The following is a 13,520-nucleotide window of genomic DNA, read 5'->3' on the forward strand; positions in this document are numbered from 1 at the left end:
CCCCGGCAAGCCCCCGGGACGGGCCGCGGCGGGGACGGAAAAGCCCGGAATCCCAAGGATTCCGGGCTTTTCCGTGCCAGCGGAGTGCTTGTTAGTCGAGCGCCCTGAAGTACGCGGCGCCCAGCGGCGGCAGCGTCACGGTGAGGGTGGCCGGCTGACCGTCGATGCCGTCGGCGGATGCCGTCAGTGCGCCGTCGTTCAAAACGCCCGAACCGCCGTAGGCAGCGGCGTCGGTGTTCAAGACTTCCTGCCACTGCCCCGCAGCCGGGACGCCCAGGCTGAAGTCGTGGTGCGGGGCGCCGGAGAAGTTCAGGGCGCAGACCATCTCGTTGCCGGCGGCGTCCCGGCGGATGAAGGTCAGCACGTTCCGGTCGGCGTCGCCGCCGTTGATCCACTGGAAGCCGTCGGGATCGTTGTCCCGTTGGTAAAGGGCCGGCGTGGAGCTGTAGAGCTCGTTGAGGTCCTTGGTCAGGAGCTGCACGCCGCGGTGCGCGGGGATATCCGCCAGCCACCAGTCCAGGCCGTGCTGTTCGGACCATTCCGCTTCCTGGCCAAACTCGGTGCCCATAAAGATCAGCTGCTTGCCGGGGTGGGCCCACTGGTACGCCAGGAAGGCGCGCAGGTTGGCGAGCTGCTGCCAGCGGTCGCCGGGCATCTTGCGCAGCATCGAACCCTTGCCGTGCACCACTTCGTCATGGCTGATCGGGAGCAGGAAGTTCTCCGTGTAGGCGTAGACCATCGAGAAGGTGACGGTGCCGTGGTGCCACTTGCGGTTGAAGGGGTCCTCGGCCATGTACTTGAGCGAGTCGTGCATCCAGCCCATGTTCCATTTGATCCCGAAGCCCAGCCCGCCCTGGCTGGTGGGTGCGGTCACGCCGGGGAACGCGGTGGACTCCTCGGCGATCATCACGGCGCCGGGGTGCGTCTTGTAGACCGTGGCGTTGACTTCCTGCAGGAAGGAAATGGCTTCAAGGTTTTCGCGCCCGCCGAAGCGGTTGGGCTGCCACTGGCCTTCCTCGCGGGAGTAGTCCAGGTAGAGCATCGAGGCCACGGCGTCGACGCGGAGGCCGTCGATGTGGAATTCGTCCAGCCAGTAGAGGGCGTTGGCGACGAGGAAGTTGCGGACCTCGCTGCGGCCGAAGTCGAAGATCAGGGTGCCCCAGTCGGGGTGTTCGCCCAGGTTCGGGTCGGAGTGCTCGTACAGCGGCTCCCCGTCGAAGCGGGCAAGCGCCCACTCGTCCTTGGGGAAGTGTGCCGGCACCCAGTCCAGCAGCACGCCGATGCCCGCCTGGTGCAGTGCGTCCACGAGGTGCCGGAACTCGTCCGGATGCCCGAAGCGCGAGGTCGGCGCGAAGTAGGACGTGACCTGGTAGCCCCAGGACCCGCCGAAGGGGTGCTCGGCGACCGGCATGAATTCCACGTGGGTGAAGCCGAGCCACTGCACGTACTCCACGAGTTCCTTGGCCAGCTGGCGGTAATCCAGCCCCACCCGCCAGGAGCCCAGGTGGACTTCGTAGACGCTCATCGGCGCGTTGTGCGGATCCCGGGCCGCACGGGCCTTCATCCACTCGTCGTCCTTGAAGGCGTAGGACGGCTCCACCACGCGGGACGCCGTCAGCGGCGGAACCTCGGTGCCGAAGGCAAGCGGATCGGCCTTTTCCACCCAGTGGCCGTACTTTGTCTTGATCTCAAACTTGTAGCACGCCCCTGCCACAACGCCAGGAATAAACAGCTCCCAGACGCCGGAGGACCCGAGCGAGCGCATCGAGAATTCACGGCCGTCCCAGCCGTTGAAGTCGCCCTTCACCCGCACGGCCTGGGCGTTCGGGGCCCACACGGCAAAGGACACGCCGTCGACGTCGCCGAGTGCCGACTTGTAGTGCCGCACGTGGGCACCCAGCACATCCCAGAGGCGCTCGTGGCGTCCCTCGCCGATCAGGTGCAGGTCAATCTCCCCCACCGAGGGCAGGTAGCGGTAGGGCTCGTCGGCCGGCTGCGGCGCCTGGCCCTCGTAGCTGACCTCAAGGCGGTAGTCCGGCACGTGGCCCTCATCAACGGGCTCCAGCACAGCCACCCACACACCGCCGGATTCATGCGACATGGGGAAGCTGCCGGCCGAGGTGACCACGGAGACGGCCTCCGCGAGGTGCTTCACGGTGCGGATAGTGACATGGCCGTAGTCGTCGAGGTGCGCGCCGAGGACTGAGTGCGGGGCGTGGTGCTCGCCGGCCGCGACCCGGGCAAGGGTCTCCGCGTCCACGGGGAGCGGGACGCCGGGTCGATCGGTACGTGTTGGACCTGTCATTTTGATACCTTCCGCTGCGGCTTCGGCGGGAACGCCGGAGCCTGTACTGCCGAGGAGACGACGGGATGCATTCACCGGGATGGCGAGCCAGTCGGGCCTGTTCCGGAGTTCGTAAACAACTTCGTAGAGGGCTTTGTCGAGCCACAATGCCACGAAAAGGGGCGAGTCGCGGTCGATGGTGCCGGGGGTGACCTCAGCGTAGCCGGCCAGGAAGGCCTCGGCGCAGTCGTCCACCCAGTCCGAGGGCACCACGGCATCGTCGTACTCGCGGACGGCCGCCCCTGCGGCGTAGTCAAAGGAGCGCAGCATACCGACGACGTCGCGCAGCGGCACGTCCGGGAAGTTGCGTTCGGAGATCGGCCGCAGCGGCTCACCTTCGAAGTCCAGGATCGCCCAGCGCGCCGCCATCCCCGGGGCGCCGGGGACCTGGAGGATCTGGCCGAGGTGCAGGTCGCCGTGGATCCGCTGCAGGGGGCCTGCGCTGCTGCCTTCGAGGCGCGCCAGCAGGGCCTCCAGCTCATCGTCGAAGGGTCCGACGGCGGCTCCGGCTTCCGCCCAGGACTGCCGGACCCGCTGGGCCACGCCGGGCGCGATATCGCCGCCCGGCACGGTCTCGGCGGCAGTGCCCAGCGCCTCGGCCAGGCGGCGGTGCACGGTGGCCGTGGCGACGCCGAGGGCGCGGGCCTCGGCCGTGAAGCCGGTTCCGGTGCTGGCCGCATCGACGGCGAGACGCCAGGCGTCCAGGCCGCCGGCCAGGAATTCGTGCGCGACGGCGAGCTCGCCACGGGCCGGGAAGTCACCCCCGGGGCCGGTCCATTCGCCGGTGACCCAGCCGAGGGTGGCCGGGACCTCCCCGGTGCGGCCCGCAGTCAGGGCCGCGCCGATCTCGACCTCGGGGTTCTGGCCCTCGGACAGCACCCGGAAGAACTTGAGGATCGCCGCGGAGCCGCCGTCGTCGACGATCACCGAGCTGTTGGACTGCTCGCCGGAGAGCACCCGCACCTTGCCGGTGGCGAAGGGCAGCCGGTGGCCCGATTGCACCAGATGGCCGGCTGCGGTGCCGTCAGCCGTGGCACTGCCTGCCCGCATGAGTTCCAGCCAGGCCGCGACGAAAGCGGGGTCATGGACGCCGTCGTAGATCCAGCCGCGGGCCGGGTCCGCGCCGTCGGCGGGAATCTCCCCCAGCAGGGCGGCACCGGCGCCGGCCAGAGGCAGGGCACGGAAGCTGAGCGGCACCTGCACGACGTCGGTGCGGTTACCGTCCGCCGTCGGATACGTCACGGCGAGCAGCAGGACCTCCAGCCCGACGCCGGCCTCCGGCGCGAGGTTGAGGTGGATACGGCCAGCCGGTTCGAAGCTGAAGTGCGCGCTCTTGACGGGGAACCATCGCTGGCGCGGGAGCCAACTGCGCAGCAGGGCGTCAAGCGCGGGGGGCAGGGTGGGTGCGGTCATTTCAGCCTTCGATGGACAGGATAGGCATCGCCTGGGTGTGGGGAGAGGCCGGGTTGGATGCGGACGATCGGATCCGCAGCCAGAAGAAATCGTGGCTGCCCAGGGTGAGGGTCAGCGTTCCGTCGTCGGAGATCGCGGGGAACGCCTGGCCGCCGAAGACGTCGCGGAGGCCGCGGCCGGCGTACTGCGGCACCTTCAGGGTGGTCGCCACCGGATGCTGGGACAGGTTGAAGGCGCACAGGATCGTCTCGGGGTCCTCGCCGGCGGCGTTGCCCGCCGACAGCTCGCGCAGGTAAGACAGGACGACGTCGTGGTCCGCCTCGACGTGCCGGAAGGAGCCGAGCCCGAAGGCGGGGTGGTTCTTGCGGACACTCAGGATCTGCCGGGTCCAGCGCAGCAGCGAGCCGGAGTGGGCGGCCTCCGCTTCGACATTGGCCATGCTGTAGTTGTAGACCAGCGACTGGATCACCGGGAGGTAGAGCTTGCCCGGGTCGGCATGGGAGAATCCGGCGTTGCGGTCCGGGTTCCACTGCATCGGGGTGCGGACAGCATCGCGGTCCTCGAGCCAGATGTTGTCGCCCATGCCGATCTCGTCGCCGTAGTACAGGAACGGGCTTCCCGGCAGTGAGAGCAGCAGGGCGTTGATAAGTTCGATTTCGGAGCGGGAGTTGTCCAGCAGCGGGGCCAGCCGGCGGCGGATACCGATGTTGGCGCGCATGCGCGGATCCGGGGCGTACCAGCCGAGCATCGCGGCGCGCTCGTCGGCGGTGACCATTTCCAGGGTCAGCTCGTCGTGGTTGCGCAGGAACGTGCCCCACTGGGCGCCCTCGGGAATGTCCGGGGTGTCCTTCATGGTCTCGATGATGGGCGCGGCCTTCTGGTCGCGCAGCGCGTAGTACAGCCGCGGCATGATCGGGAAGTGGAAGGCCATGTGGCATTCGGGTTCCTCTTCGGTGCCGAAGTACTCCACCACTTCGGCCGGCGGCTGGTTGGCTTCGGCGATGATGACCCGGCCGGGGTAGCTCTCATCGACCATCCGGCGCAGCTGCCGCAGGAATTCATGGGTGGCCGGCAGATTCTCGCAGTTGGTGCCCTCCTCCTCGAAGAGGTAGGGGATGGCGTCGGCGCGGAAGCCGTCAATGCCCTGGTCCAGCCAGAACCGCACGACGTCGAAGAGGGCGTCGATCACCTTGGGATTTTCGAAGTTCAGGTCCGGCTGGTGGCTGAAGAACCGGTGCCAGAAGAACTGGCGTCGGATCGGATCAAAGGTCCAGTTGGATTCCTCGGTGTCCACGAAGATGATGCGGGCGTCCTGGTACTTCTCGTCCGTGTCGCTCCACACGTAGAAGTCGCCGAACGGGCCGTCCGGGTCCTTGCGGGACTCCTGGAACCAGGGGTGCTGGTCAGAGGTGTGGTTCAGCGGCAGGTCGATGATGACCCGGACGCCGCGGGCGTGGGCCTCGGCGACGAGCCGCTTGAAATCGCTGATGGTGCCGAATTCGTCCAGCACGGAGTTGTAGTCGGAGATGTCGTAGCCGCCGTCCCGCAGCGGGGACTGGAAGAACGGCGGGAGCCAGAGGCAGTCGACGCCGAGCCACTGCAGGTAGTCCAGCTTCTCGATCAGCCCGTGGAAGTCGCCCGAGCCGTCGCCGTTTCCGTCAGCGAAACCCCGGACCAGGACCTCGTAGAAGACCGCCTTCCGGTACCAGTGCGGATCGTGCTGGAGGCCGGGGGCGTTCAGTTCGAACGTCTGTTTCGGGGTGAAGTGCTGGTTGGGGTTGCTCGGGCTGAAACTCACTGGCGCTACCTCCGGATGCTCAGGATGTGGGCGGGTTCGACGTGTGCGTCCAGGCGTACGTAGTTGTACTCGCCCCATTCCCAGCTGTCGCCGGTCAGCAGGTCATCGACGGTGAAGCCGCCGTTGTGCGTCAGGTTCTCCGGGTCCAGCTCGAGGGCGGCCAGGTCCAGGGACACTGTGCTCTCCCGGGTGCTGTGCGGATCCACGTTGATCACGATGATCAGCGTGTCCTTGGTGCCGTCCGGGAGGGTCTTGTGTTTCGAGTACACAACCGTGGCGCCGTCGGTGCTGTTGTGCAGCGTCAGGTTCTGCAGGTCGCCGAGGGCCGGGTGGGAGTGCCGGATCTCGTTGAGCCGGGTCAGGTACGGGGCCAGAGTGCGGCCGGATTCCGTCGCCGCGTCCCAGTCGCGGGCCTTGTACTCGAACTTCTCGTTGTCGATGTACTCCTCCGCGCCGGGCCGGGCGACGTGCTCGTAAAGCTCGTAGCCGGCATAGACGCCCCAGATCGGGCTGGCCGTGGCGGCGAGCGCGGCGCGGATCTTGAACGCCGCCGGGCCGCCGAACTGTAGGTACTCGGTGAGGATGTCCGGGGTGTTGACGAAGAAGTTCGGCCGGAAGTATGCCGGGGATTCGTGGCTGACTTCCTGGAAGTACTCCTCCAGCTCCTCCTTCGTGTTCCGCCAGGTGAAGTAGGTGTAGGACTGCTGGAACCCGGCGCGGCCCAGCGCGTGCATCATCGCGGGGCGGGTAAAGGCCTCGGCGAGGAAGACGACGTCGGGGTGCTTCTTGTTGACCTTGGCGATCAGCCATTCCCAGAACCACACCGGTTTGGTGTGCGGGTTGTCCACGCGGAAGATCTTCACGCCGTGGCTGACCCAGAGCAGGACGATCCGCAGGATCTCGTTGGACAGGCCGGCTGGGTCGTTGTCGAAGTTGAGCGGGAAGATGTCCTGGTACTTCTTCGGCGGGTTCTCGGCGTAGGCGATGCTGCCGTCCACCCGGGTGGTGAACCACTCGGGGTTGCTCTGCACCCAGGGGTGGTCCGGGGCGGCCTGCAGCGCGAGGTCCAGGGCCACCTCCAGGCCAAGCTCGCCGGCGCGGGCCACAAAAGCGTCAAAGTCCTCGAAGCTGCCCAGGTCCGGGTGGATGGCGTCGTGGCCGCCCTCCTTCGCCCCGATCGCCCAGGGCGAGCCCGGGTCGTGCGGGCCGGCCAGCAGGGTGTTGTTCGGGCCCTTGCGGTGTGCGGTGCCGATCGGGTGGATCGGCGGCATGTAGATGATGTCGAAGCCCATGGCCGCGACGGCGTCGAGGCGCTGCGCGGCGGTGCGGAACGTCCCGGAGGTCCATTCACCGGTTTCGTGGTTGCGGACGGCGCCCTCGGAGCGGGGGAAGAACTCGTACCAGGCGCCGCGGCCGGCCAGTTCGCGCTCCACCAGCAGGGGGTAGGGCTCGGAAACGGTGACCAGTTCGCGGATCGGCTGGCGTGCGACGACGGCGGCCACGTCGGTGCTGAAGCCGGCGGCCAGGCGCTCCTCCGGGGTCTTGGAGCCATCGGAAAGGCCGACGACGGCGATCCGGAGCGTCCGCCGGTCGGCGGAGGGGCGGGTGGCATCCTCGGACGCCTCGGTCAGCAGGGCTGCGCCCTCGGCCAGCATCAGGTCGACGTCGATGCCCGCCTCGATCTTGACCTCGGCGTTGTGGTGCCAGGTGCCGTAGCGGTCGTGCCAGGCTTCGATGACGAACGACCACGGGCCGGTGGACGACGGGGTGAGCAGGCCTTCCCAGCGGTCGGTGCCCTTGCCCCGGTTGCCCCGCGGCGGGGCCAGCCGGACGCGCTGCCGCTCTTTCCCGCGCGGGTCAAGGAGCACGGCGCTGACGCCGAGCATGTCGTGGCCCTCCCGGAATGCGGTGGCTCCGACGACGATGCTCTCCCCTACGACGGCCTTGGCGGGGAACTTCCCGTCCTCGACCGCAGGCTGTACGGCGGTGATGGGAAACCTGCCGAATTTCAGGCCATCCGTGATCAGGGCCTTCGGCTTTTGCTTGGACACGGCACTGGTTCGCGAGTTAGTCGTCACAGCCTCGACGTTATCTACAAATCGCGCAGAATGCTAAGGCCGCTCAGTTTTTTCGGGCGAATCCTGAAGGCAATCCGACATTTACCGGAAAGAAACCCAAACCTGTTCCGGGGCCCTAAGTTGTCCGTTAGTGTTTCGCTGGTGAAGGCTATCCGCAGATTTACCGTCCGAACTGTTCTTCCCGAATCGATCCGTCCTTTGGCGCGGCTCGCCACCAACCTTCGCTGGTCGTGGCACCTGCCCACCCGGGAGCTTTTCGAGCAGCTAAACCCGGCGATCTGGGCCGAGAGCGCGCACGATCCGGTGACCTTCCTGGGCTTGGTCAGCCGGGAGGAGCTGCAGCGCCTCGCCGCGGACCAGGACGTGGTGGGCCGCGTCCACGCTGCCGCGAAGGACCTGGACCACTATCTGGAACAGCCGCGCTGGTACCAGAGCCTGGGCGATGACGCGCCGCGCTGCATAGCGTACTTCTCGCCCGAGTTCGGCATCACCGAGGTCCTGCCGCAGTACTCCGGCGGCCTCGGCATCCTGGCCGGCGACCACCTGAAAGCGGCCTCGGACCTCGGCGTCCCGCTGATCGGCGTCGGGCTGCTCTACCAGGCCGGCTACTTCAAGCAGTCGCTGTCCCGCGACGCCTGGCAGCAGGAGACCTACCCCGTCTTGGACCCCGACGGCCTGCCGCTGACGCTGCTCCGTGAGGCCTCCGCGGACGGCACCGGCCGGCCCATCCAGATTTCGCTCCCGCTCCCCCACGGCCGCCGGCTGCTGGCCCACGTGTGGCGGGCCGACGTCGGGCGCGTCCCGCTGCTGCTGCTCGATTCCAATGTGGCCGGCAACGACGACGCGGCGCGCGGCATCACGGACCGTCTCTACGGCGGCGGCGGCGACCACCGGCTGCAGCAGGAGCTCCTGCTGGGCATGGGCGGAGTCAAAGCGCTGCGCGCCTACCAGCGGTTGACGGGCGCCCCCGCGCCGGAGGTGTTCCACACCAACGAGGGCCATGCCGGCTTCCTCGGCGTCGAACGCATCCAGGAACTGATGTCCGGGGAGAACCCGCTGAGTTGGGACGAAGCCCTGACCGCGGGCCGCGCCTCCACCGTGTTCACCACCCACACCCCGGTCCCGGCCGGCATCGACCGCTTCGAGACCTCGCAGATCGAGCACTTCTTCACCGCCGGGCTGGCCCCGGATGTCCCGATCGGCAAGATCCTGGACCTGGGCCGGGAGGACTTCGCCGACGGCAACCCCTTTGTCTTCAACATGGCCGTGATGGGGCTGCGGCTGGCCCAGCGCGCCAACGGCGTCGCGAAACTGCACGGCGTCGTCTCCCGCGGCATGTTCTCCGCGCTCTGGCCGGGCTTCGACCATGCGGAGGTACCCATCACCTCGGTCACCAACGGCGTCCATGTGCCCACATGGGTTGATCCCCGGGTCTCGCAGCTGGCCCGCGAGCAGTTCGGCTCCGACGCCGAGACGGAGGGCCGCTGGGACCTGGCCTACAACGTCAGCGACGAGGCGCTGTGGGCGCTCCGCCGCGAAATGCGCGTGTCCTTGGTCGAGGACGTCCGCCGCCGGCTCCGGGCGGCCTGGAAAAAGCGCGGCGCGGCCGACGCCGAGCTGTCCTGGACCGATTCGGTGCTGGATCCGGACATCCTGACCATCGGCTTCGCCCGCCGGGTGCCCACCTACAAGCGCCTGACGCTGATGCTGCGCGACCCGGAGCGGCTCAAGGCCCTGCTGCTGCACAAGACCCACCCGATCCAGCTGGTGATCGCGGGCAAGTCGCACCCGGCGGACGACGCCGGCAAGAAGATGATCCAGGACCTGGTCCGCTTCACCGACGACCCCGAGGTCCGGCACCGGATTGCCTTCCTGCCGAACTACGACATCGCCATGGCCCGGACCCTGTTCCCGGGCTGCGACGTCTGGCTCAACAACCCGCTCCGCCCGCTCGAGGCGTGCGGCACCTCCGGCATGAAGGCCGCCATCAACGGCTCGCTGAACCTCTCCGTGATGGACGGCTGGTGGGACGAGATGTACGACGGCGAGAACGGCTGGGCGATCCCGACGGCGAACAACGACGCGTCCCCGGAGGAACGCGACGACATCGAGGCGGCGGCGCTGTACGAGCTGCTCGAAACGCAGGTGGCACCGAAGTTCTACGGCCTCACGGTCTCCGACGGCGCCGGTGCTGCCGGCCCCTCGCAGTCCGGGCCGCAGAAGGTCCCGACGCACTGGGTCTCTATGATCAAGCACACCATGGCGCACCTTGGACCGGCCGTGTCCGCGGACCGGATGCTGCAGGACTACGTCAACATCCTCTACCGGCCCGCCGCGATTGCCGGGCGGCACGCCTCGGCGGACAACTTTGCCGAGGCGAAGGCCCTGGCCGCCTGGTCCTCGCGGATCCGGGCCGCGTGGCCCCAGATCCAGGTGGAACACGTGGATTCGGTGGGCGTTTCCGAGGACCCGCAGATCGGCGATGACCTGCAAGTGAACGCCTACGTCGCGCTTCATGCCCTTGCGCCGCAGGACGTGTCGGTGGAGGTGGCCTACGGCCGTGCCGAAGACAGCGACGAACTCGCCGATGTCACCGTGGCCGAGCTGCAGTCCGTCGAAGACCTCGGCAAGGGCCGGTACCTGTTCAGCGGCAACCTCGTGATCGATCGGTCCGGTTCCTTCGGCTACACCGTCCGGGTGCTGCCGAAGCACGAGGGTTTGGCGTCGAAGGCCGAGCTGGGGCTGATCGTCAACGCCTGACCCGTTAGCTCCGCTAAACGGCCATGCTCCGCGTGCTCGCTCGTTCCTCGCTTAGACGCACGCTTCCGCATAACCGGTTAGCGGAGCTGGTCGGTTGTTCTCACGCATTCGGTTCAGCCCGCCTTCTAGGGCGCTGAAGGGGCTAGAGGCAAACGGCGATGACGGCTAGGTCGTTGCCGGCGTAGCTTTCGGCGTCTTGCAGGATTTCGCAGATGATGCCGAAGGACCGGTCGGCGCGGAAGGCGGCGGGGACCTGCCAGATGAGGGTGAGCGGGGGCTGGCCGTCCTCGTTGATGGCGTCGGCGAAGTCGTGGAGCGAATCGTTGAGGGCGTCGAGGTTCACGCCGTAGTGCTCGGGGAAGTCCAGGGCCTCGCCGAAGGTCTCAAGCACCGCCTTCTTGGAGTCCGCGGCGGGGACTACCAGGGCGCGGCGGCCGGCGTCGTGGATCTGCGCCCGCAATTCGTCGAGGGTCCAGGTGTCGGCGGAGAAAATCTTCATGGGCCCCTACTTGCCTTCGGCGATAAATTTGAATGATTCGTAATGATCGGCGGTGTAATACTTCTCGCCGGCGTTCCCGGCCACGATCCGGCGGGCGCCCCGGTCCGACTCCCCCGGGGTCACAACGGTGTATTCCCGGTAATACCCGGAGGCCTTTCGCGGGAGAATCCGTTCGAAATTCCCGAAACTGACATTGTCCCGGGAATACGGGTATGGGCCGCCCCTGGCGATCAGGTCCAGAGTCTGCCGCGCCTCGGGAGGGAGTTCCGAAGCCTTGATTTCCGGGAGCCCTGAGGGATTGGCGACGCCGGCCGCCGCGGTACGGGACGCGGAGGCACCCGGGTAGGGAGCGGCTGGAGACGCGGAGGCGCCCTGGGGAGGGGCGGTCCCGGTCTGCGGCAGGGCGCCCAGCACCACAGCCAGCACCACCAGTCCCAGCAGCACGGCGAGCACGGTGGCCAGCCGCCGGACGTTACTAGACACGGTAAATGCTGATGCTGTTGGCCTGGACAATGTCCCGTTCGCCGGAGGAGATGCGGACACCCTGGCGGCGGTCGTGCAGCTCGGAGGTGGTCAGGCGCAGCTCGTAGAGGCGGTTGCCGCCGCCGTCGTCGTTGGGGATGACCGGCAAGGTGACCTTGACGTCGTCGGCGCCGCCGTTGACCACCACCAGGCCGTCCACGCGGCCGTCGTCGGAGCCGAGCAGCAACTGGACCACCCGGTGTCCCGGGTCCTGCCAGCGGTCCCCGGACATCGGCTCGCCGTGGACGTCGAACCAGTGGAAGTAGGACTGCTGGTCCCGAGCCGGGTAGTCGTGCGGCTGGCCGGCCAGGAACTCCTTGCGCAGCCGGATCACCCGCTTGGTGCTGCGCAGCATGGAGTGCGATTCCGGGGTGCTGGTCCAGTCGATCCAGGTCATCGGATTGTCCTGGCAGTAAGCGTTGTTGTTCCCCTGCTGGCTGCGGCCGATTTCGTCGCCGGCGGTGATCATGGGCACGCCCTGGGAAATCATCAGCGAGGCCATCAGGTTCCGGCTGGTCTGCCCGCGCCGGGCGAGGATTTCCTCGTCTTCGGTGCGGCCCTCAAAACCGTGGTTGTAGCTGCGGTTGTCGCCGTGGCCGTCGCGGTTTTGCTCCCCGTTCGCCTCGTTGTGCTTGCGGTCGTAGGAGACCAGGTCGGCCAGGGTGAACCCGTCGTGCGCGGTGATGAGGTTGACCGACGCCAGCCGGGTCCGCCCGGAGGCAGCAAACAGGCCGGCGGACCCGGACAGGGCGTCCGCGAGCCGTGCCACCGAACCGCCTTGCCCGCCGGCGTCGATCGCGGCCCGGTCGGCGAGCCAGAACGTGCGGACGGCGTCGCGAAAATGGTCGTTCCAGTCCACCCAGCCCGCGGGGAACCGGCCCGTTTGCCAGCCGCCGTAGCCGACGTCCCAGGGTTCGGCGATGAGCTTGGTCTCGGAAAGCACCGGGTCCGCGGCGATGGCCACCAGGAAGGGGTGCCGCGGGTCGAACTCGTTGGCGGCATTGCGGCACAGGGTGACCGCGAGGTCGAAACGGAACCCGTCGATGTGGAACTCGTTCACCCAGTAGCGCAGTGAATCCAGCACCAGCTGCACCACCCTGGGCTCGCCGAAGTTCAGCGAGTTGCCGCAGCCGGTGGTGTCCACATAGTTTCCGTGGCCGTCGTGGCGGTAGTATTCCAGCTCGCCGAGGCCACGGAAGCTCAGGGTCGGCCCGTCCGCGCCGCCCTCCGCGGTGTGGTTGTAGACGACGTCGAGGATCACCTCGAGCCCGGCGGCGTGCAGGAGCTTGACCATGCCTTTGAACTCGTCCTGCACGGCCTGCGGCCCGGCGTCCTGGGCCGCCTGGGTGGCATAACCGGGGTGCGGGGCGAAGAACGCCGCCGTGTTGTAGCCCCAGTAGTTGGTCAGTCCCAGGTTCTGCAGGTGCAGCTCGTCCACGTGGAAGTGGACCGGCAGCAGTTGCACGGCCGTGACGCCGAGGGAGATGAGGTGCTCGACCGTGGCCGGGTGCGCCATCCCGGCGTAGGTGCCCTGCAGGTGTTCCGGGATGTCCGGATGCAGCATGGTCTGGCCGCGGACATGGGCCTCGTAGATGATGGTGTTGCGCCAGGGCGTCCGCGGCGCGGAGTCCACGCCCCAGTCGAAGTCGCCCGCCATCCGGACGTTGGTGATGAAGTTACCGTGCTCGTCCACGCCGCGGCCGTATGGGTCCAGCAGCAGCGGCTGCTCGCCGTCGTCGTCGTCGTCGAAGTCCATCGCCGGCACGGGGAGCGGCAGGGCATCCTCCGGCGAGACACGCAGGCCGTAGCGCGAGCCGGCGGGCAGCCCCTCGACGATGCCGTGGTGGACCCCGTCCGTGACGTTGGGCAGCGTTTTCAGCTGCCAGCTGCCGCCCGGCGCCTGGTAGGCGATGTCCAGGGTGGCAACGGCGGGGGCGTAGACGGCCACATTTGCGAAGGCACCCCGAGGGTCGTCCGTCGCCGGGGAACCCGTGCGCGGGACGCTGACGCCGAGCGGAAACGGCCGCGAGGCGTCTACGGTGGTAGCTGGCTCTACAAAGGACTTGACCATCGCTTAAAGCTTAGCGGGGGAAGACAAATGAGTCG

General features: G+C 67.9%; 7 protein-coding genes. 1 reads left to right on the plus strand and 6 read right to left on the minus strand.

What is annotated here, in order from left to right; translation table 11 throughout:
* Positions 1-91 precede the first annotated feature (91 nt).
* Genes AC6I9V_RS05570 through AC6I9V_RS05580 form a run of 3 tightly spaced genes read right to left on the minus strand, consistent with a single transcriptional unit; the run spans position 92 to position 7,633 of the window.
* A complete protein-coding gene (locus tag AC6I9V_RS05570) occupies positions 92-3,757 on the minus strand; it encodes a 1,4-alpha-glucan branching enzyme (RefSeq protein ID WP_497898632.1) in 3,666 nt (1,221 codons plus the stop codon).
* Position 3,758: 1 nt separating this feature from the next.
* Positions 3,759-5,555: a maltose alpha-D-glucosyltransferase gene (gene treS / locus AC6I9V_RS05575; RefSeq protein WP_497898633.1), complete on the minus strand. Its 1,797-nt coding sequence runs from the start codon at positions 5,553-5,555 to the stop codon at positions 3,759-3,761.
* Positions 5,556-5,560: 5 nt separating this feature from the next.
* Positions 5,561-7,633, minus strand: coding sequence for an alpha-1,4-glucan--maltose-1-phosphate maltosyltransferase (locus tag AC6I9V_RS05580; protein ID WP_497898634.1), 2,073 nt, complete (start codon positions 7,631-7,633; stop codon positions 5,561-5,563).
* A gap of 141 nt (positions 7,634-7,774) precedes the next feature.
* Between AC6I9V_RS05580 and glgP the strand changes: the two genes are divergently transcribed.
* Positions 7,775-10,393 carry an alpha-glucan family phosphorylase gene (gene glgP / locus AC6I9V_RS05585; RefSeq protein ID WP_497898635.1) on the plus strand — a complete coding sequence of 873 codons (2,619 nt, stop codon included), beginning with the start codon at positions 7,775-7,777 and terminating at the stop codon, positions 10,391-10,393.
* 142 nt (positions 10,394-10,535) lie between these two features.
* Here glgP and AC6I9V_RS05590 read toward each other — a convergent pair whose 3' ends face one another.
* Genes AC6I9V_RS05590 through glgX form a run of 3 tightly spaced genes read right to left on the minus strand, consistent with a single transcriptional unit; the run spans position 10,536 to position 13,485 of the window.
* A complete protein-coding gene (locus tag AC6I9V_RS05590) occupies positions 10,536-10,892 on the minus strand; it encodes a barstar family protein (RefSeq protein WP_497898636.1) in 357 nt (118 codons plus the stop codon).
* Between the two features lie 6 nt (positions 10,893-10,898).
* Entirely contained in the window at positions 10,899-11,375 is a 477-nt protein-coding gene (locus AC6I9V_RS05595; protein ID WP_497898637.1) for a guanyl-specific ribonuclease, read from the minus strand.
* Positions 11,368-13,485, minus strand: a complete 2,118-nt coding sequence (gene glgX / locus AC6I9V_RS05600; RefSeq protein ID WP_497898638.1) for a glycogen debranching protein GlgX — start codon at positions 13,483-13,485, stop codon at positions 11,368-11,370. Before glgX ends, AC6I9V_RS05595 begins: the two co-directional genes overlap by 8 nt.
* Between the last annotated feature and the right edge of the window lie 35 nt (positions 13,486-13,520).

Source organism: Arthrobacter sp. SlRoot2-15, from assembly GCF_059739345.1.